Source organism: Flavobacterium sp. TMP13, from assembly GCF_050847115.1.
Classification (GTDB): Bacteria; Bacteroidota; Bacteroidia; order Flavobacteriales; family Flavobacteriaceae; genus Flavobacterium.
Genome location: NZ_CP193656.1, coordinates 3569413 through 3589496, shown reverse-complemented (window position 1 = coordinate 3589496; position 20084 = coordinate 3569413). Strand labels below are relative to the sequence as shown.

The 20084-nt window shown below is 33.1% G+C and carries 18 protein-coding genes and 1 other RNA gene; 12 read left to right on the top strand and 7 right to left on the bottom strand.

What is annotated here, in order from left to right; translation table 11 throughout:
- Positions 1-45: 45 nt before the first annotated feature.
- The 4 genes from ACRASX_RS15470 to ACRASX_RS15455 are packed head-to-tail and all read right to left on the bottom strand — an operon-like array spanning position 46 to position 6015.
- The gene (locus ACRASX_RS15470; RefSeq protein WP_432221878.1) at positions 46-1938 is read right to left on the bottom strand and encodes an HsdM family class I SAM-dependent methyltransferase; all 1893 of its coding nucleotides are present in this window, start codon (positions 1936-1938) and stop codon (positions 46-48) included.
- Between the two features lies 1 nt (position 1939).
- The gene (locus ACRASX_RS15465; protein WP_432221877.1) at positions 1940-2653 is read right to left on the bottom strand and encodes a hypothetical protein; all 714 of its coding nucleotides are present in this window, start codon (positions 2651-2653) and stop codon (positions 1940-1942) included.
- A gap of 4 nt (positions 2654-2657) precedes the next feature.
- Positions 2658-3710 (bottom strand): hypothetical protein, encoded by a 1053-nt coding sequence (locus tag ACRASX_RS15460; RefSeq protein WP_432221876.1) that lies wholly within the window; start codon positions 3708-3710, stop codon positions 2658-2660.
- The gene (locus ACRASX_RS15455) at positions 3700-6015 is read right to left on the bottom strand and encodes a sensor histidine kinase (protein WP_432221875.1); all 2316 of its coding nucleotides are present in this window, start codon (positions 6013-6015) and stop codon (positions 3700-3702) included. The genes ACRASX_RS15460 and ACRASX_RS15455 overlap by 11 nt, the downstream gene beginning before the upstream one ends.
- Positions 6016-6341: 326 nt before the next feature.
- On the opposite strand from ACRASX_RS15455, the gene ACRASX_RS15450 reads away from it, so the two are divergent.
- From ACRASX_RS15450 to ACRASX_RS15405, 10 genes are all read left to right on the top strand, one after another.
- On the top strand, positions 6342-6647 hold the full coding sequence (locus ACRASX_RS15450; RefSeq protein WP_432221874.1) for a DUF4134 domain-containing protein: 306 nt from the start codon (positions 6342-6344) through the stop codon (positions 6645-6647).
- Between the two features lie 10 nt (positions 6648-6657).
- Complete coding sequence (locus ACRASX_RS15445; RefSeq protein ID WP_432221873.1) at positions 6658-6990, top strand: DUF4133 domain-containing protein; 333 nt, start codon at positions 6658-6660, stop codon at positions 6988-6990.
- The gene (locus ACRASX_RS15440) at positions 6987-9491 is read left to right on the top strand and encodes a TraG family conjugative transposon ATPase (RefSeq protein ID WP_432221872.1); all 2505 of its coding nucleotides are present in this window, start codon (positions 6987-6989) and stop codon (positions 9489-9491) included. The genes ACRASX_RS15445 and ACRASX_RS15440 overlap by 4 nt, the downstream gene beginning before the upstream one ends.
- 24 nt (positions 9492-9515) lie before the next feature.
- Positions 9516-10148: a DUF4141 domain-containing protein gene (locus ACRASX_RS15435; protein WP_432221871.1), complete on the top strand. Its 633-nt coding sequence runs from the start codon at positions 9516-9518 to the stop codon at positions 10146-10148.
- Positions 10149-10150: 2 nt separating this feature from the next.
- Positions 10151-11143: a conjugative transposon protein TraJ gene (traJ, locus tag ACRASX_RS15430; protein WP_432221870.1), complete on the top strand. Its 993-nt coding sequence runs from the start codon at positions 10151-10153 to the stop codon at positions 11141-11143.
- A gap of 19 nt (positions 11144-11162) precedes the next feature.
- Positions 11163-11786, top strand: coding sequence for a conjugative transposon protein TraK (gene traK, locus ACRASX_RS15425; protein WP_432221869.1), 624 nt, complete (start codon positions 11163-11165; stop codon positions 11784-11786).
- 11 nt (positions 11787-11797) lie between these two features.
- On the top strand, positions 11798-12085 hold the full coding sequence (locus tag ACRASX_RS15420; RefSeq protein ID WP_432221868.1) for a nitrogen regulatory IIA protein: 288 nt from the start codon (positions 11798-11800) through the stop codon (positions 12083-12085).
- Complete coding sequence (gene traM, locus ACRASX_RS15415) at positions 12072-13373, top strand: conjugative transposon protein TraM (RefSeq protein WP_432221867.1); 1302 nt, start codon at positions 12072-12074, stop codon at positions 13371-13373. The genes ACRASX_RS15420 and traM overlap by 14 nt, the downstream gene beginning before the upstream one ends.
- Positions 13374-13406: 33 nt before the next feature.
- Positions 13407-14309, top strand: coding sequence for a conjugative transposon protein TraN (gene traN / locus ACRASX_RS15410; protein ID WP_432221866.1), 903 nt, complete (start codon positions 13407-13409; stop codon positions 14307-14309).
- A 215-nt stretch (positions 14310-14524) separates the two neighbouring features.
- Positions 14525-14803 carry a molybdenum ABC transporter permease gene (locus ACRASX_RS15405; RefSeq protein WP_432221865.1) on the top strand — a complete coding sequence of 93 codons (279 nt, stop codon included), beginning with the start codon at positions 14525-14527 and terminating at the stop codon, positions 14801-14803.
- Between the two features lie 377 nt (positions 14804-15180).
- Here ACRASX_RS15405 and ACRASX_RS15400 read toward each other — a convergent pair whose 3' ends face one another.
- Positions 15181-16254, bottom strand: coding sequence for a DUF932 domain-containing protein (locus tag ACRASX_RS15400; RefSeq protein WP_432221864.1), 1074 nt, complete (start codon positions 16252-16254; stop codon positions 15181-15183).
- A gap of 44 nt (positions 16255-16298) precedes the next feature.
- Positions 16299-16691 carry a single-stranded DNA-binding protein gene (locus ACRASX_RS15395; RefSeq protein WP_432221863.1) on the bottom strand — a complete coding sequence of 131 codons (393 nt, stop codon included), beginning with the start codon at positions 16689-16691 and terminating at the stop codon, positions 16299-16301.
- Between the two features lie 1333 nt (positions 16692-18024).
- On the opposite strand from ACRASX_RS15395, the gene ACRASX_RS15390 reads away from it, so the two are divergent.
- Positions 18025-18174 (top strand): hypothetical protein, encoded by a 150-nt coding sequence (locus tag ACRASX_RS15390; RefSeq protein WP_432221862.1) that lies wholly within the window; start codon positions 18025-18027, stop codon positions 18172-18174.
- A complete protein-coding gene (locus ACRASX_RS15385) occupies positions 18158-19714 on the top strand; it encodes a recombinase family protein (RefSeq protein WP_432221861.1) in 1557 nt (518 codons plus the stop codon). Before ACRASX_RS15390 ends, ACRASX_RS15385 begins: the two co-directional genes overlap by 17 nt.
- Here the strand turns inward: ACRASX_RS15385 and ssrA are convergent.
- Positions 19669-20065: a transfer-messenger RNA gene (ssrA, locus tag ACRASX_RS15380) on the bottom strand. The two genes, ACRASX_RS15385 and ssrA, sit on opposite strands and share 46 nt — an antisense overlap.
- Positions 20066-20084: the final 19 nt, after the last annotated feature.

The window sequence follows — 20084 nt, the reverse complement described above, 5'->3', positions numbered from 1 at the left end:
CAGGTTTTACTTGATTAATACTAGATTGTTTTGTGATTTGAATTGTTAAATTAACTCAGTTTTAATTTCATATTTCTTAAGAAGAAATTCATCAATTTTATTTGAATCATTAAGGCTCAATAATAGTAATTTTTCGTCATTATCTAAATCGCAAACACCGAAGTTCTTAATGTAATTTTTGGCAACTGAAAAATAATTACCTGCATAAGGCTTACTAGTCTTTTCAATGTAAAACCAAAATATTTTGGACATTAAAATTTTTTGTAAAATGAGTAATTCTTCCTCCGATTCTGAAAATATGGCATATCCATTATAAAATAATAAATCTTGATTTTCAGTATATACGAAACATGGTTCACTAGTTATATAAGGTAATAGTAATTTATAACCTGATATTAATAAAGCTTGATTCCTTCCATATGCATACCATTCTTCATATTGTCTATTACCTTTGTCTCGCTTTGACAAAATTTCTTTTTGACTTGTTAAATATTTATATGTATTTGAATATTCCTTTTTTAAAATTTTCTCGTCAATAATTTTAAGGGTTTGCTTTTTTTCTTTGAATAGATTTATTTCTAAATTTTCAATTTTATATGGGAAAATTAGTTTTTCGGTATGATTCACAATTTCTGAAGCTAACTTTAATGTATTGGGTTTAACAGCTTCTCTACAAATGTTTTTCTCAATTTTATACTCAACATTGTCCTTTATCATATAATAAATATCCTCTGATTCTTTTGTTGGTACAAACAGGTATACATTATTTTTTAATGTTGCAAAACCATTGCGAATTTCAAATTTTGAACCTAGTGATTGTCCAGTAGACTCAATTTTATCAATTATTATTTTTGTTTTTTCATTAATCAAAAACCACCCTTCAAAATCATTTAAGTCAGAATAATTTATTGCTATAAAATCTGTATTCTTTATAGAAAATATTTCTTTACTTTTTGATTTAACATATTTTACGGTATTAGATTCTAATTTAGATATTAAACAAATACAAGTATAAGTAGATCTTGTTTTAAATAACTGCTCACCGCCAAAATCAATTATGGAAATGTCAAATTTATTATTTGAAAAATATTTTCTTACGGATCTTCCGTTTAGACTTTTATAAAAAGTGTTTACAGTAATATAACCTAATATTCCACTTTGATTTAAATTGTGAAGGCCTATTTCAAAAAAAGGAATGTACAAATCGGATTTCCCTGATTTAGATACGCTCCATTCTTTTAACAAAGATTTATTTTCATTATCGATTTTTGAAGCTCCAACATAAGGAGGGTTCCCAACAATTATATCGAAACCTTCATTTTGCTCAACTTTAGTAATTGAATTCCAGTCATAGCTTAAAGCATTTCCGCAAAACAAGTTAAACTGAAACTCGGGACAATCTTCATTGTTAATTATGGCAAGTAATGATAATAATATTTTAGTTCTACTAATGCTATATTCTTGGATGTCTAATCCGAGGATATTATCTCTGTAAATTTCAAAATAACTTTTAGTGGTGGTTTTTCTGAGAATTTCTGTTATAGTTTTAAAAAAACCACCACAACCACATGCAATATCTCCAAATATTAAGTTACCAATATTTTTATTCAGGTGTTGGCTAATAGTTTTTTCAACTATAAATTTTCTTATATATTCAGGCGTAAACACAGCACCATTGACCTCTTTGTCTTCAGGAGAAATTACAAATTCAAAAAATTCAATTAATTCTTCTATACCAAAAGACTTATTATTCCAAAGATCTAAGAACTCATTTAATTGCGCAAGTTCGCTTTCTTCTTTTATTATATAGCTATTTATGAATTCATTTTTTACTTTTTGAATTTTATTGATATTCAGAAATGATGAAACTAAAAGTCGATTCACATCTTTAGTATCGTATGAATACTTTTTTAAATATTTTATTATGTTTTGATTCATTCTAATTATTGTACAATGGAAAAAGCTTATTTATTTTGTAATCATTATGATTATTATCTATAGAAAATCCTTTAAAATAGGGTTCCCATAGTCTTTCTTTAGAATTATTTAATATTCTTAAATACCTTGCATCGTTAGCTATTTCATCCACATAACTATGAATTTTTCTGTCCACAAAATTATTAATTATGAAGTGAAAAGCTAGAATTAAATCCATAGGAGGGTGTGGTATTCTGGGACTACTTAATATTGCCATATTTGGATCTAAATATTCATGCTTTTTCCCACCAAATTGTATATGATAATATGGATGAATATATGAGAAATTTAAGTCTCTATGTTCTTTATCGAGATGCCACGTGCTGCAGTATTCTTTAGTCTGATCTTGTTCTGATTTAAATAAACTTATTTTAAAATCCAATGTATACCTTGAAAGAGGGTCGATATTATCGTTCAAAACATCTTTTACTTCAAGTCTGTTTTCTAATTCTATTTTACAAAAATGTAAATCACCAGGTTGGGCTCTTGCGATAGCTCCTTTTAAATGAATGCTAAAATTGCTTAACCTATAATCTATTAGATCCTTATCATTTGTTTCTATTGATTCAACAATTTCATCAATTCCAGAAAATACTCCTCTGACATTATATTCAGAAATGATTTCTTTTAGAAATTTAATATCTTTTAAATAATTTCTTCTACTCCAAATTTCCATAAGATTAAGAATATTTACGCATTTCTATTCTATCCAAATCACTTACAAGCTTGCCGTACTTTTCTATATCCTCTAAGTATCCATCTATAGAAACATAATCTTTATCTTGCCATGGTTTAAATTCCTCTTCAAGCAACTCAATGCCATCAAATGGATCTAAAGGAAGTTTGGTTTGTTTGCAAATTACCCAATAATTGGTGCTTAAATTTTTATCACTAGATTTTACAATATTAAGATTTAACCCTAATTTTGTTTTTAAAATTTCAACTCGTTCTTCTGCGTTATGATGTCTTAAAGAATATTTTTCACCTAAATAATTAATCCACCAATAATCGATTGAGGACATCCACCATCTATTATAAGAATCAGAGAAAATACCTTTATATTTAAAATCTTCAAAAAAAGCTTTTAATTTTTCCCAATCTGATGATTCCTTAGACACTCCCAATCTTGCTGATAAAACTTCTTCTCCGATTAACATACCTGAGCATCTTATCAAATGTTCAAAAATAAATCTGCTGTATTCATATACTGACTTATTATTTTCATTTAAGTAAAAATTTAATTTTGAATGAATTAATTTTTCATTAATACTTAAAATTTTTGATAAGTTAAATTTATTATTTGCTATTTTTTCATAAGCATCAATAATCGAAATACACTTATTTATAAACTTTTCAGTACATGTTTTTGTAGCATTTTGTTTGGTAATAGCATAATCAAAAAGATCATGACTAGTATAGTCTTTTCTATATAAGTTTACAATTTGATCTTGATTTGACATTAGAACTATTGGTCTTTCTATAAATTCTTCTATAGCTGTTAACGACCTTAATGTTGCAGCTATAGTTGGAGCGTTACAATACTTTAAATCAGACCCTTCTGTTAGTATGTAATCCAATATTATTAAATCTGGGTTATGCTCATTAATATCATTAATGATTTTGTCAATTGAATTTGAAGGAGGAATTGATTTTATTTTAAAATTTTCTCTCTGAAAAGTTAGATTTCTTGTTTCTGCATCTAAATCCTCGATGTATAATATATTATAAGCCATATTTATCTAAATCTTTTTCTGTTGCTGCTGGTACTTCTATGAAAATTGTTGTTGAAAAACCTTCTTTAGGTTCATCTACAAATATCCTACCTCTATAGCTGGATAATATATCTTTTACTATTTTTAAACCTAATCCCGTTCCTGTATTTTCATTTTGAATATTTAAATCATCTATTGTATTAGGTGATGAAGTTGTAAAAAACTCTTCGAAAATTCTTTCTCTATTCTCTTCTTTAATACCATCACCAGAATCTGAAAATTTCAAATATATTTTATTTTCAATTTTTCCGCATTCAATATTAATTTTCCCTACGTTATTACTTCTTTTTACTGCTTTTTTAGAATTTGTAAATAAGTTGAAAAGGATGCTAGACCATTCTGAAGGATGCATAGGACACGAAAATAAATAATTGCCTTCTATTTCTGGTTTATCAAGTTGAATATTATTTTTTACTAAATCATTTTCAATAGTATTCCAAAAAGAATTTATCGTTGTCTTTAAATCTATAGGTTTAATGTTACGCGTTACATTTTGTGAAATTACAGCATCAAAATACGAAGTATATGTATTAAATGACTCAATGTTAGATTGTAACAATGTTAATCTATTTAGAACAACTTGATCATTATTTAGTTTTTCAATTAAAAAAGAAACGTTATTATCCATATTAAGAATATAATCTTTGACTTCATGCAGAAATAATCCAATAGTTAAACCTACACTACTTAGAACTCTAAGCATTGATCTTTCTTTTAAAAACTGCTCTTTTTCTTCTTCTTGTGCTTTTTGTAATTCAGCTATTTCTTTTTTTACCTGATCAATTTTTTTCTTTCTACGCTTTCTTACTTCAATATTGCCAGTTTCTTTCTCTAATTCTTTATCCAATTCTTCAAGAGTAAATGCTATGTTTTTTATTCTTACTTCTACTGATTCATAAATACCATCATATTCTTTTTGTCCTGAAACAATTTTTACATTTCTAACTTCTGCAACTTTAATAATTGCAGTTATAATTGTTCTATAAACAAAGTTTCTTAATTCAATTAATCCCTCATTTTCTAAGAGTCCTTCTCTACTTGATGTTTCTTTAAATTTATTTTCTCTGTCTTTTAATTCCACAAAACCAAAAAAATTCATGTTTGAATGAACAGGTAAAATTGAACGCTTGACAGCTGAAGCATCTAATCCTAGCCAATCACTATTTGGTTCTCCATAAGGCAAAACTCTAAAACCATTTCGATACAAGCGAATACCTCCTTGTGTTCTAGCAATCTTTCTTATATTGGTTTCTTGCATTTTAGGAATTAAATTAGTGTTATATATAAAATAATATGCTCTAAATTTTATATTGTTGAGTTGTGTAAAGGGTATGTCATCATTATCTGGATCACTACTGATATTTCCAATTTCATTTATAGCTAATTTATTACTTTCAACTGTATATAAACCATAACCATCTTTGTCTATCCAACCATCAATAACTGCTGTCGCATGATTATACACCATTGTTTTTTCATCAGCTATATTAATTTGCCGTCCATTAACAATTTTAAAAAAATTAACTTTAAATCCAGGATCTAAATTATATTCTTCATCGTCTAATTCTTCTTCTATATCTGAAAGAGGGAAAGGTTGTAATATATCTCCAATATATTTATAAACCCTTTTAATTGATGCTTCAGACCATTTATCTTTTAAGCCTTCTATTTTTAAAATAGTTCCTTTGTCTTTGGTTTTAGGCTTTGAGAATATCTTATTAGTTATTGAGTTTAAATCTATATCATTAGCATATTCATTCCAATTTATAGACAGTACTAATGCTATATCATCACTTTCAGTTTGAGTAGTAATAGTTAATTTTTCACCTAATCTTTGAACTGCAAACCTTCCAATTCCTTTTTGCCCTGCTCTTTTACGTTTATAAGTATCTGAAAAAGGGTTATGAATTTTAGAACTGGATGAAATTCGCATAAAACCATTTATCAATTGCTCTCTATTCATACCCGTACCATTATCCTCAATATATAAAATACCGCCAATATCATCAGAATTTTCAAACTTTATATTTACTTTGGTTGCATCTGCATCATATGAATTTTTAACCAATTCAGATACAGCTGTTTCTTGTCTAGCAACTAGTTCACTACCGAGCCTATCAATTACTCCTGCGTCGACACTAAATCGTATATTATCATCATCAAAACTGGATAACTTTGTAGATAATTCTAATATTTTACTATAATTGGTGGGGTCTTCAACTAATATTTTTGACAACTCTTCCCTTACTTTTTTTTCTTCAACCATAAAATTCTCGTTATATTCTAAATGATTTATACCAATAGTACGGCTTTTATTTTATTATTCCTTTTACATTTTACATCAAAATGCGAAAATGTCCTTTTCTAATTAATAGTCTTTGATCACGCTGTATTGCATATCGCAATTTGCAATATAATAGAATTGATTGTCCAAATTTAGTGATTTTTAACATCATAATCTAAGTTGTCAAGTCTTCCTCTGCCAAATAGATCCACTTAAAGACAATGTATTATATCACAACTGTTTCCAATTGATATTTGTCCATAAATCCTGCAAAGCGTAGGAATACAGAATGATAAAATATTCAAATCATGAAAAATCAAAGAAAAAAACTAGTGTTGGTAGCAGTAACTATACTATCAACAATTGGTGCAATGGCACAAGGAAACGGAACAGCAGGAATTACAGAGGCTACACAAATGGTAACCTCTTATTTTGATCCTGCTACCCAGCTTATTTATGCTATTGGCGCAGTAGTGGGGCTCATTGGCGGGGTAAAGGTGTATAACAAGTTTAGTAGCGGTGATCCTGATACAAGCAAAACAGCAGCCAGTTGGTTTGGAGCTTGTATCTTTTTGATTGTAGCGGCAACTGTTTTACGTTCCTTCTTCCTTTAATTATTTCCTTATGAATACGTATAATATAAATAAGGGAATAGGAAGAACAGTAGAGTTTAAAGGACTGAAAGCACAATACTTGTTCCTATTTGCAGGTGGTTTGCTCGGGATGCTTATCCTGATAATGATCTTGTACATGACTGGAGTAAATTCTTATCTGTGTTTGTTTATCGGGATCGGTGGTGGGTCATTACTAGTTTGGCAAACTTTTTCACTAAATAAAAAGTATGGTGAACATGGCTTGATGAAAGTAGGAGCGAACAAACGACATCCACGATACATCATCTTTCGCAAGCCCGTACATCGCTATTTCAAGTTCAACTCCCAATCGTACCAGCTATGAGAAATAAATCAAGAGCGACCACGCTGGAAAGTAAGTTTCCATTGTTGGCAGTAGAAAATAATTGTATTATCTCAAAGGATGCTGATATCACCGCTTGTTTTCGAGTACAGCTACCAGAACTTTTCACAGTATCCTCTGCGGAATATGAAGCGATTCATTCAGCTTGGCATAAAGCAATAAAAACCTTGCCTGATTATACAGTAGTGCACAAACAAGATTGGTACATCAAGGAAAATTATGCTCCTGAAATTGCAAAAGAAGATTTGAGTTTTTTAGCGAAATCGTACCAGCAACATTTTAATGAGCGTCCGTTTCTCAATCACTATTGTTATCTGTTTTTAACAAAAACGACCAAAGAGCGCATGCGAATGCAGAGTAACTTCTCTTCGCTTTGCAAAGGTGTCCTTATCCCAAAAGAAATAAGAGATAAGGAAACAATGCATCGTTTTATGGAATCGGTAGCACAGTTCGAGCGTATTGTCAATGATTCGAGTTTTGTAAAATTGGAACGATTGAGTGAGGAAGACATCAGTGGAACAAATGAGAAACAAGGATTATTGGAACAATACCTCAGTCTATCAAGAGAGGAGGGAACACCAATGCAGGATATTGCTTTGGGAGCGGAAGAAGTTCGTATTGGAAATAAAAGACTTTGCCTGCATACGTTGTCTGACACAGAGGATTTGCCTAGTTCCGTATCTGCAGAAACTCGCTACGAAAAATTGTCTACCGATAGAAGTGATTGTCTCTTGTCTTTTGCCGCACCAGTTGGACTACTGTTAAGTTGTAATCACATCTACAACCAGTACCTTTTTTTGGATAACAGCGAGGACAATCTGCGGAAGTTTGAGAAGTCAGCTCGAAACATGCATTCTTTGGCAAGGTATAGCAGAGCCAACCAAATCAATAAGGAATGGATCGAGCGTTATTTGAACGAAGCACATTCTTTCGGTCATGCTTCTATTCGGGCGCATTTTAATGTGATGGCTTGGTCTGATAATCCAGCTGAACTAAAACAGTTAAAAAACGATACAGGTAGTGCTTTGGCGCTCATGGAATGCAAGCCAAGACACAACACTACTGATGTAGCTACGCTTTATTGGGCAGGAATGCCAGGCAATGCAGGAGATTTCCCGAGTGAAGAAAGTTTTTACACCTTCATCGAACCAGCACTTTGTTTTTTTACGGAGGAAACGAATTATAAAAGTTCATCATCTCCTTTTGGAATCAAGATGGCTGACCGACTCACCGGAAAACCAATCCATTTGGACATTTCTGATTTACCAATGAAAAAGGGTATTATCACCAATAGGAATAAATTTATTTTGGGTCCATCCGGTTCTGGAAAGTCATTTTTTACCAATCACATGGTCAGACAATATTACGAGCAAGGCGCTCATGTATTGTTAGTAGATACTGGTAATTCGTATCAAGGATTGTGCGAACTCATCAAAGGGAAAACCAAAGGAGAGGATGGCGTTTATTTCACCTACACTGAAGACAATCCAATTGCCTTTAATCCTTTTTACACCGATGATGGCATATTCGATATTGAGAAAAAAGAAAGTATCAAAACGTTGATTCTGACATTATGGAAACGGGATGATGAACCACCAACACGTTCAGAAGAAGTCGCATTGTCCAACGCCGTGAGCGGTTATATTGAAAGGATTAAACGGACTGCCGATTTTCCGTCCTTCAATGGATTTTATGAATTTGTAAAAGGGGACTATAGAAAAGTATTACATGAAAAGCAGGTACGTGAAAAAGACTTTGACCTTGCCAACTTCCTGAATGTATTAGAACCTTACTACAAAGGCGGTGAGTATGATTATCTGCTAAATTCCGAAAAGCAACTCGACTTACTTTCCAAACGATTTATTGTTTTCGAAATTGATGCCATTAAGGATCATAAAATCCTCTTTCCAATTGTGACCATTATCATAATGGAAGTTTTTATCAATAAGATGAGACGTTTGAAAGGAGTTCGGAAGCTTATTCTGATTGAAGAAGCTTGGAAAGCTATTGCAAAAGAAGGAATGGCAGAGTACATCAAATACCTTTTTAAAACCGTACGGAAGTTCTTTGGAGAAGCCATTGTTGTAACCCAAGAAGTAGATGATATCATCCAATCTCCAATTGTGAAAGAAAGTATCATCAATAATTCGGATTGCAAAATACTTCTTGATCAACGCAAGTACATGAACAAATTTGATGACATCCAAGCCATGCTTGGTCTTACTGAAAAAGAAAAAGCGCAGGTACTTTCGATCAATATGAACAATGATCCAAAACGACTTTACAAAGAAGTTTGGATTGGACTTGGAGGTACGCATTCAGCAGTATATGCTACAGAAGTGAGTCTTGAAGAATATTTAGCCTATACCACAGAAGAAACCGAAAAGTTAGAAGTGATGCGTCTTGCTGGAGAACTGGATGGAAATGTAGAGCAAGCCATCAAAAGATTAGCTCTTGAAAAAAGAGAAAAAGAAAACAAATAGTAAACATTTTAAAAAAGAGTAAAAATGAAAAATTTAAAAATTATGGTGTGCATAGTAATTTTATTTGCTGTGATACCGCCTGCTAAGGCACAATGGGTGGTAACAGATCCTACGAATTTGGCTCAAGGAATAGTCAATTCAGCAAGACAGATCATACAGACTTCGAGCACTGCGACTAATATGATTAACAACTTTAAAGAAGTCCAAAAAGTCTATAATCAAGGAAAAGAATACTATGATAAGCTAAAGGCAGTAAACAACCTTGTGAAGGATGCTCGAAAAGTTCAACAGACTGTACTACTTGTTGGTGATGTTTCTGAGATGTATGTAAAGAATTTTGGAAAAATGTTGAACGATACTAATTTCAATGAACAAGAATTAACGGCTATTGCTAATGGGTATTCCATCTTACTGAATGAAAGTACTGAACTTCTAAAAGAGCTAAAGCAAATTGTAAGCTCTTCCAGCTTGTCGCTTACGGATAAGGAGCGAATTGACATTATTGACAGTGTGTATATAAAAGTAAAAGAGTACCATAATTTGGTTCGCTATTTCACGAATAAAAATATTTCGGTTAGTTATCTGCGAGCTAAGAAAGCAAACAGTAGTCAAAGGGTATTGGAGCTTTATGGAACTGCTAACCAAAAATACTGGTAATCATGGAATTTAGTAATCTTCACGAAGTACTGCGTTCGCTGTATGATGAGATGCTGCCTCTATCAGCAGATATGGCAGCAGTAGCAAAAGGTTTAGCTGGATTGGGAGCTTTGTTTTATGTAGCGTTAAAAGTGTGGCAGGCACTCAGTAGTGCAGAACCGATAGACGTATATCCGCTACTTAGGCCATTTGCATTAGGCCTCTGCATTATGTTTTTTCCAACGATCGTTTTAGGAACCCTCAACGGCGTGCTTAGTCCAATTGTAAAAGGAACACATAGTATTTTAGAAAACCAAGTGTTGGATTTAAATGCCCTACAACAGCAGAAAGACCAATTAGAAAGAGAGGCTATGTTGCGCAATCCAGAGACTGCTTATTTAGTTTCGAATGAAGAATTTGATAAAAAATTGGATGAAATAGGTTGGTCTCCTGCTGATTTAGCAACCATATCGGGTATGTATATCGAAAGAGAAATGTACGGGGTAAAGAAAATGATTCGGGATAGTTTTCGAGAGTTTTTGGAAGTGCTTTTTCAAGCTGCCGCACTAGTCATTGACACGATTCGAACTTTTTTTTTAATTGTGTTATCAATTTTAGGACCTATAGCTTTTGCTATTTCGGTCTGGGATGGGTTTCAGTCCACGCTGACGCAGTGGTTTACCCGATACATTAGTGTGTATCTCTGGTTGCCCGTTTCTGATCTTTTTAGCGCGATGTTGTCCAAGATCCAATCGTTAATACTGCAGAAGGATATCGATAGTTTATCCGATCCCAATTTCATACCTGATTCTTCCAATACGGTGTATATCATTTTTATGATTATTGGCATCATTGGCTACTTCACTATTCCTACGGTGACCGGTTGGATTATTCAGGCTGGGGGAGCAGGTAATTTTATGCGAAACCTAAACCAAACTACCACCAAAGCTGGAAATATGGTAGGTGCTGGTACAGGAGCAGTTGCCGGAAATATTGGAGGGAGATTAATGCAGTAACAATTTAAAATGGAAGAAAATGGAATTTAAAACATTAAGAAATATCGAAAATAGCTTTAAGCAAATGAGACTGTATGCCATAGTATTTGCAGTACTCTGTGTAGGGGTAGCAGGATATGCAATATGGGAATCGTATCGATTTGCAGAATTGCAGCGTCAAAAGGTTTATGTATTGGATAACGGAAAATCATTAATGCTAGCGCTGGCGCAAGATGCTTCAATTAATCGTCCTGTAGAAGCTCGTGAGCATGTACGCAGATTTCATGAGCTTTTTTTTACGCTCGCACCTGACAAGGATGCTATAGAAAATAATGTGAAAAGAGCCTTTAATCTAGCAGACAAGAGCGCTTTTAATTATTACAAAGACTTAGAGGAAAAGGGATATTACAATCGGATTATTTCAGGTAATGTACAACAGCGTCTTGAAGTAGATAGTGTGGTGTGCAACTTCGAAACCTATCCTTATGCTGTAAAAACCTATGCTAAACAAATCATCATTCGCTCTAGTAATGTAACCAAACGCAATCTAATTACCTCCTGCTATCTTGTGAATTCGGTTCGTTCAGATACTAATCCGCAAGGTTTCAACATAGAAAAGTTTACTGTAGTGCAGAATAATGATTTAGAAATTATTGAACGTTAAAATAAATCAAGATGGAAAATCTACGAACAAATATTGACTTATGGTTAATACAAATTGATGAACGCTGGAGAGCGGTCCCTTTAAAGAAACAGTACAAATACATTCTGTATTGTTTTATCAGTTATTTGATTCTTACGGTAGTTGTTACACTTAGCGTTTGGTTTGAAACCGGAAAACACAGTAGCAAGCTGGATGTTGAGCGTATTGAAAACGCTCTTCTCAAAAAGAACGAATCCACAGCATCGCTAAGGGACACATTGCTATTAATTATAAAAAATAGAACACATGAAAGAAAGTGAAAACAAAAAAAATACGGTCTTGGTTACGGATGGTAGCTTAGATAAAAATACAGATACAGTACGAGAACATTCAGCTAATAAATTAGAAAAATTTAAAAAGCCAATCCTGTTCGCGTTGATGAGTATAGTATTTCTTGGTTGTATGTATTTAATTTTTAAACCATCGGAAGACGTAAAAAAGAAAGAAGCAGTAGGTCTTAATGATTCAGTTCCTCAGGCTTCTACTGTCGGTTTACAACATGATAAACAAAAAGCCTATGAACAAGAATTGATGGACGAAAAAAATCAAGAAAAACAAAATGCGCTAAGCTCGCTTTCTGATTACTGGAGTGAAGGTAACACCCATGAAACTGTTGATAATGGTCCTGAAATTGAAAAAGAAGCTAATGCCAATATTTCGCTGAATAGTTATCGCAATGCACAAAAAACACTAGGTACTTTTTATGAAAACGATACTGCTGAGACACAAGAATTGCAGAAACAACTGGATGAATTAAAAGCACAACTGGCTAGAAAAGACGAAGCGCCTATGAATCCAGTAGATACCCAATTGGAGCTAATGGAAAAATCCTATCAGATGGCTGCAAAATACTTGCCTACGAATACAGCATCAACGGAACAATCACAGGAGAAAACGGGAAGTATTGCTAGCTCTTTGAGCCAAATGGAGTCGTTTGTTTCACTTATTCCTGCAAGTAAAAGTGCGGTTTCGTCATTGCATAGAGATCTTCCTGATAGCACTTTTATAGCCAATTGGAGCGAAAGTCGCAATCGAGGATTCATTACAGTTGGGAAAATAGAACAAGAGTCACAACCCAAAAATAGTGTTCGTGCCATCATTCAAACCACACAGGTAGTATCAGTGGAAAGTAATGTTCGTTTACGTTTGTTAGAGCCTGCCAAAATGCAAAACCGTATTATTCCACAAGGGACAGTATTGACGGCAAATTCAAAATTTAATCAAGGAAGGCTGCAAATGAAAATTTCTTCCATTGAGTTGGATGGCACTATCCTTCCAGTTGATCTTACTATTTATGGATTAGATGGACAAAAAGGATTATTTGTACCCTATTCCCCAGAAATGAGCGCTGTAAAAGACATGGCTGCCAATATGGGGCAAAGTTCAGGAAGCAGTATTATGCTTTCAAGCTCCCCTGGGCAACAGATAGCAGGCGATTTGAGCCGTGGTCTGGTACAAGGTATATCAGGTTATTTTTCAAAAAAAATGAAAACTCCAAAAGTAACATTGAAGTCAGGGCTTCAAGTGTTTCTAGTCTCAAAAAATTAAATGCTCCCCTTGATAAAACTTAATAAAAAAAATATGAAAACAACAATAAAAGCTTTAATACTAGTACTGGTCTTAGTTTTAGGATACAGTACGGAATCAGAAGGGCAAGTGACTGTTAATAATGCCCAAAAATTGAGTTTAGAAAAAATCGACCCATATAAAATAGAGGTAACTTACAATAAAACTTCACATCTACTATTTCCTGCTGCAATCCGATACGTAGATTTAGGAAGTGATTATTTGATTGCAAGCAAAGCAGAAGATGCGGAAAATGTTTTACGGGTAAAAGCTTCAGTGCGCAATTTTGAAGAGGAAACCAACTTTTCAGTAATTACCGAAGATGGTCATTTTTATAATTTCAATGTGGATTACAATCCTATAGCTGTGGATCTGAATTATAATCTTTTAGGAATGCAGAAAGGGATTAGTAGATCACCTACAAATGATGTTCTTTTTGAGGAACTCGGAAAGAATTCGCCTTCATTGGTAAGCGATTTAATGGAAACGATATATAAAAAAGACAAACGTATAATAAAAAATAAGGGAGCTAGAAGTTTTGGTATCGAATTCTTATTGAAAGGACTCTATATAGATGATGGCAAATTCTATTTCCATACTCAGCTTACTAACTTCAGTCATGTCTCCTTTAATATCGATTTTGTTGCTTTTAAAGTAGTGGACAAAAAGCTAGCTAAACGCACAGTTATACAAGAAAGGACGTTGAATCCACTGAAAGTTTATAAGCCATTGGGCGCAATTAAAGGTAAAACAGTAGAGCCAAATGTATTTATGCTGGATCAATTTACTATTGCCAATGATAAAGTACTGCTAATAGAAATTTACGAAAAAAACGGTGACAGACATCAGGTATTAAAACTTAAAAATTCAGATTTCGTCAAGTCAAAACTAATAACGAACAGTAAGTCACATGACTGAAATAGATGCTTTTGAAGGGAACTGTTTGAAAATTAATTTCTATTAGATTTCAAAATATTAAAATGGAAAGCAGGCTGTGTCACTCGTAATGACAGATCCTTTTTTTGTTAGATCGACATATTTGTCTTAATTAATTAGCTCTAAATCAATAGCTTGAACTTTTTAAAAAATAATTTTGAGTAAATTTAGAAACTGAAAATTAAAATAATCAGATTATGTATTCAACATTAGTTTTAAGTATTCTAGCTTTGCTAAGTGGTTTGGGGATTCGTTATTGGATTAACAGAAGAAAATTTTATAGAAGAAGTCCTTTGGGTGCAGAAGGTTTTTCAAGTTATGAAAAATCAGTCTTTATTTTATTTCTGGAACGTACAGGAAAATGGATATCCTATATTCTAATTATTTTTGGACTACTTTTTTTGTGGAGCTATTCAAGAGAAAATAAAGATAGTAAAAAGATGATTCAAGAAGAGGTTTCGTATAAACACGTTTAAAACCAGAAGAAAATAAAGCGGCATTCTTTTGCTTCTTTTCTTTTGACGCTTATGTTGAAAGAAAAGAAGTCCAGTAAAAAAGATAGGATAATGAATATCCTATATAATAAACGCGACCTTTTTGGTGAAATAGCAAGAGCAATGGATAGCTGCGTTATTGCTGTTTTACTAAAATGGTTGCACCGTTTCCTGCAAAAAGACTTTCCCGACCATGGGAAGGGAGTGTCTTTTTGCAGCCAAATTTTGGAGTAAAGCAACCGGAAAAGGTTGTGTCCCAAAATCCTTAAGATTTAAAGAAAAACTTTATTCTGAAAAATAAGAAAAATAATTAAAGGCGACTGCTTTAGTGGGTAGTCGCCTTTAATTTTAAAATTTGTTTAATTGAAGTTGAAAACGTCAGTACCTATTTTTTGAAATGAGGCACATAGTTCAAAAGCTTTTTGTGATTTTATCTGTGCAGTACCGCCCAAAATGATAGATTGTAATTTGGCTTCATTATCCTTGTAGCTACGTACATTTTGGTAGTAGCCTGTAACTGCGTTATAAGCTCCAAATAAAGTGCCTTTTGTAGTTTCCATTTGTTGTGAGTCGCTCGTCATAGCATAAGCAAAAGCATCTTCAACCGTGTTTTTAAAAACGGTGGATATTTCGTCCTCATTCCCGCTTTTAATATGCTGTAAGGTTTCCTTGTTGGGACATAGTGCTAATTGTATCAATTTTTTTGCCTCGTTGTCATTTACTCTTACTTTTGCCCATTCATTAAAAATCCCCTCAAGTTGATTACTAAATTCGTTTGCTAATCCCATTACTTTATGAGCGTTATCCAAACGTTGTTTAGCACCCGAAGTATGGCGAATGCGTACCACATTGCTCATATTACGAAGCGAAGCATTAAGCGTATTTTGGCAAACAATTCTAACAGGTGTAAAAGCTGCCGTAATACTTCCACTACCATCATGAGAAGTGGTAAGGAAAATGTATTTTTCTGTGACATCATCACCATTACCCACACGAATATAGTCAGGTAATTTTGCAGTAATAAAGATTCGTTCCCCATTGCCCAATGCGCCTGCAGTCTCGTACAAGATGCCATCTGTACCACCTACAATAGAATCAAAAAAACTAAAGGCCTCTCGATTTTGTACGATATGATACTCTTTGCCTACTACGCCCAATACAGTATTGTTATCATTGCGGATAGTAGCAAAATAATTAGGGACCTCCAGTTTAGTATCACTACTTTCTATAGCATTAGTATTTTTAATAATGCCTGTTCCTGTTGTGAAAAGAGGACTTTTTATTACCTCATAATCAAGTCCAGCGTGCTGGATAGCTTCCGAACTTGTAGGATAGTCTTTTACGATTTGTCCTAAACCGTGCCATGCTTTTTGTTGTACGCTAAAAAATGAATAACGTCCCGTTCTTTCGTTGAAATTTAAATTGTGTGCCATGATATTAAAATTTAAAAGGTTGAAATATGATTAAATTAATGGTGTTAAAAAGGTAGATCATCGACCGTTTCTTGTTCTGTGACCTTCCTTTTTCCTTGATTTGAGATGTCAAGTATATTATCTGTTTTCATACCGCCTCCATGCAATTTAATAGTAGCCGTATGAAAATTTAAACTTGCTCTTAGTTCCCCGTCATTAGCTGTCCACGCTCTTGTGCTTACTCTGCCTGTAAGCTCTACCAAAGCGCCTTTGGTGAGTATCTTCGCTACATTTTGACTAATCCAATAGGAGCAATCAAAATAACTTGTTTGCTCTATGCGTTCTCCCTGTTTGTTTCGATAGCTGTCATTGATAGCTATCGAAAAGTTTACTACTTGTTTCTCTTGTGACGTTGTGCGTACTTCCGCATCCCTTGTCAGTCTTCCGATGATGTTCATGATTTTTATATTTAGGATTATTTTTTAAATTAATTTATTCGGTAATGAGAGGAGGAGCTGTTTTGTTTCACTCTAATTCCAATGTAAATGGTATTAAATTTCATTGTTGACATTTTTTTTATTCGTCCAAAGAGTCGGAGTATGCTATGTTTCGTTTCGAGAGCATAAAAGGTTAGTGTTTAGCAAAAACAAGGTTTTATCAAATAAATACTATCCGCCTCGGCGGATGGAGATTTTTTGATAAACCCGTAGGGCTAGACCTTTTTTTTGCGTTAAAAACACTAGTATACCTTTGCTCTTGAAATGGGACAATTAGCATATTGGCTTTTGAATACAGATAGGATGGAAGCAAGGTTGTCCAGCGCATTAAGTGTGATGGTAAAGAGACAAGATAATCGACTAGAAATAATGTCTGATGGTTCTAATCTGATAATATTTGGGAATAACAAAATGGATATATAAGCCATGGAAAAGGATCTTGAAAATTATACGCAGTTAGTGGTATTAATTTTCAAGATTGTTTTATCAGATATCTGAAAAAGCTCTTTTATAATGGAGCTTAGCGGAATTATAAATGTGCTTTGATGATCAACTTTAAAAGTTCAATTCGATAATATTTTATTATAATATTTTGGTTCCAAAGCCAGATAAAAGGATCTTAAGTAAGAATGAATGGTATAACGCCAGTATTTATTAAAAATATTTTATCAGATATCCGACAAACTCTTTTATAATGGAGCGTAGCGAAGTTATAAATGTGCTTTGATGATCAATTTTAAAAGTTCAATTCAATTATATTTTATTATAATACCTGGCTTCGAAAGCGAGTTAAAAGGATCTTTTAAAATAATGAATAGTATAACGCCAGTATTTTTTAAGATTATTTTATCAGATATCCGACTAAGCTCTTTTATAATGGAGCGTAGCAGAATTATATATGTGCTTTGAGGATTGTGCTGCGCACAAAAATGTGAGCGTTCTTAAAGTCTGAGCTGCATTTTAAAAATTAAGTAAATAATGCATAGTTAAAGGATATCTATCCACAAGAAAGAGAAATATATTCAGTAATACTAAGTATTGAAAGAAACAATTTATATAGATTGTTTATTGAGTTAATTTTTTCGGTCCTGAAATTTAGAAAGGAAATAGTTAAGTAGTACGAGTGATAGAAATATATCGACTGATGTTAAATGCCACTAATAGTCAAAAAGAGCCCTGACCTGACATTCCCATCCGATTTACTGGCCTTGCTGTAAATTTATTTATGTGCGTTAATATAAAATTCACAAAGAAAAATAGAATTCATTTTCATAAGGAGCAAAGGAGGTAAATAATGGAACAGGAAGATAAGAGCTTGATTGATGGAAAGATAGATGAGTTAAAGTTTGATATTGAAAAGCTAAATGAGCAGAAATTCGTAAATTTACTTATTGAAATTATTGTTTCTATAACATTAAATGAATTACATGAAAAGAGCGATTAGATACTTAAGGTTTAGTCAGTTGGGACAAAGTAATGGTTCCATTGAAAGACAGGAGCTTTATACGGATCAATGGTTGAAATTTAACAATGTTGAATTAACTGATACTTTTATTGATCGAGGAAGAAGTGCTAAGACATTTGATAGACCTGACTTTATTAAACTTCAAGAGTTTATCAGTAAACATTTTAAAACTGTTGACTATCTTTTGGTAGATCAAATGGACAGATTTAGTAGGGATGCTGGAGAAGCAATGAGTATGGTAAAAATGCTTCAGCGAAAATACAACATTCAGATCGTCAGTGTAACCGAGGGAATAACATTCGACTATGATACTCCCGGAAGTTTTTTCAGAGCGGGATTACAACTATTGCTTGCTGAAGAGGATAATATAAACAGGAGTATTAAAATTAGAGGAGGACTCTATACCGCTAGAGCGAAAGAAGGCCGTTACATCGGAATAAAACCACCTTATGGCTATATAAAGTTTGGTGAAGGAAAGGAACGGAAGTTAATAATTGAAGAAACAGAAGCAAAGGTTGTCAAGTTTATGTATGATGCTTATATACATGATACACCACTTTATATAATTAAAGAACAAGTATTTAAATTAGGATTTAAAGCAAGAGGAAATACTGCTGTTGAGAGAGTGCTGTCAAATCCTGTGTATGCAGGTATGTTGCAAGTACAAGGATTTAAAGAGTATCCTGGCGGGATTTTCCCAGCTATACACGAAGCTATTATAGATAAAGCAACTTGGCAAATAGTACAAAACAAGATGAAAAAGCCTGAAAAAGTTAGAGCAGTATTGGATGAAAATTTACCACTTCGGGGAATCTTAAAATGTCATTGTGGAAACCTACTCACAGGTGCTCCATCAAGAGGGAAATCAGGCAAGTATTTTAATTATTATAAGTGTAAGACTTCAAAGCATAATAATATAAGTGCAATAAAAGCCCATACACAGCTTGCGGAAATATTAGAATTAATGAGTCTCCCAGAAAATATTTTGTCTGAAATAAAACAGTCTTCCAGTGTGGCAATAGAAGAAAAGTTAAAATCTAATAAACTGACATTAGAACAAAAAAAACTGTTGTTAAAAGAGACTCAAGAAAAAATGTTTTCTGTAGAAGAAAAGTGGATTAAAAATGAGATTTCAAAAGATACTTATGATAGATGGTATGCTACTTATAACAGTACTATCCATTCATGTAAAGATGCAATTGAGCGTTTAAGTAAAGTTGAAACACATGCATTCAAAATGTTACAGAAAAAATTACACTTACTCGGAGATCTAAAATCTATATATAATAATGCAAATATTATCCAAAAAAGGGAATTTGTCAAATTGGTGTTCGACAGCAATTTATACTATCAGGAAGGTGTCTATCGAACACCTACGATGATACCAATTATGTCTCGTAATCACTTGATAATGAAGGAAAAAGGCTTGTTGGTTTACAATAAAAAAAGGGATGATTTTCCAATCATCCCATCCAGTGGAGTCGGGGAGAATCGAACTCCCGTCCAAACAAGCAATTAAAGAGCTTTCTACACGTTTATTTCCTGATTGGATTTTCGTTAGTAAGCTAGGCCAGAAACAGCCACTTACCACTTATCTTCTTAATTTTGAAAACCACCCGAAGCTTATGGTAATCTAGGTCTATTTTTACGGTTCTCCTGGACTGAACGCCACAAACCAAGGCTTTCAAGGAGAATCCAGCTTTCCTATCTGATAGGAACTTGGCGTAATCGTACTATAGTTCGGATTATGCAGCTAAAGCGTAGTTATTTTCGCCGTGTAAAATTGTAAGATCTTATATTTACGAGCAAGGTCTCAATGCTCGACGTGCTTACTGTTCAATTCGACTCGCTGTCAAAACCAGTCGACCCCATTGTTTTTTGTAAGAGTG

Coding starts and splice junctions, on each gene's coding strand:
- ACRASX_RS15385 (WP_432221861.1), top strand. CDS start 18,158: ATGAAAAGAGCGATTAGATACTTAAGGTTTAGTCAGTTGGGACAAAGT.
- ACRASX_RS15390 (WP_432221862.1), top strand. CDS start 18,025: ATGGAACAGGAAGATAAGAGCTTGATTGATGGAAAGATAGATGAGTTA.
- ACRASX_RS15440 (WP_432221872.1), top strand. CDS start 6,987: ATGAGAAATAAATCAAGAGCGACCACGCTGGAAAGTAAGTTTCCATTG.
- ACRASX_RS15460 (WP_432221876.1), bottom strand. CDS start 3,710: ATGGCTTATAATATATTATACATCGAGGATTTAGATGCAGAAACAAGA.
- ACRASX_RS15395 (WP_432221863.1), bottom strand. CDS start 16,691: ATGAACATCATCGGAAGACTGACAAGGGATGCGGAAGTACGCACAACG.
- ACRASX_RS15435 (WP_432221871.1), top strand. CDS start 9,516: ATGAAAAATTTAAAAATTATGGTGTGCATAGTAATTTTATTTGCTGTG.
- ACRASX_RS15445 (WP_432221873.1), top strand. CDS start 6,658: ATGAATACGTATAATATAAATAAGGGAATAGGAAGAACAGTAGAGTTT.
- traJ (WP_432221870.1), top strand. CDS start 10,151: ATGGAATTTAGTAATCTTCACGAAGTACTGCGTTCGCTGTATGATGAG.
- ACRASX_RS15470 (WP_432221878.1), bottom strand. CDS start 1,938: ATGAATCAAAACATAATAAAATATTTAAAAAAGTATTCATACGATACT.
- ACRASX_RS15405 (WP_432221865.1), top strand. CDS start 14,525: ATGTATTCAACATTAGTTTTAAGTATTCTAGCTTTGCTAAGTGGTTTG.
- ACRASX_RS15400 (WP_432221864.1), bottom strand. CDS start 16,254: ATGGCACACAATTTAAATTTCAACGAAAGAACGGGACGTTATTCATTT.
- traM (WP_432221867.1), top strand. CDS start 12,072: ATGAAAGAAAGTGAAAACAAAAAAAATACGGTCTTGGTTACGGATGGT.
- ACRASX_RS15450 (WP_432221874.1), top strand. CDS start 6,342: ATGAAAAATCAAAGAAAAAAACTAGTGTTGGTAGCAGTAACTATACTA.
- traN (WP_432221866.1), top strand. CDS start 13,407: ATGAAAACAACAATAAAAGCTTTAATACTAGTACTGGTCTTAGTTTTA.
- ACRASX_RS15455 (WP_432221875.1), bottom strand. CDS start 6,015: ATGGTTGAAGAAAAAAAAGTAAGGGAAGAGTTGTCAAAAATATTAGTT.
- ACRASX_RS15420 (WP_432221868.1), top strand. CDS start 11,798: ATGGAAAATCTACGAACAAATATTGACTTATGGTTAATACAAATTGAT.
- ACRASX_RS15465 (WP_432221877.1), bottom strand. CDS start 2,653: ATGGAAATTTGGAGTAGAAGAAATTATTTAAAAGATATTAAATTTCTA.
- traK (WP_432221869.1), top strand. CDS start 11,163: ATGGAATTTAAAACATTAAGAAATATCGAAAATAGCTTTAAGCAAATG.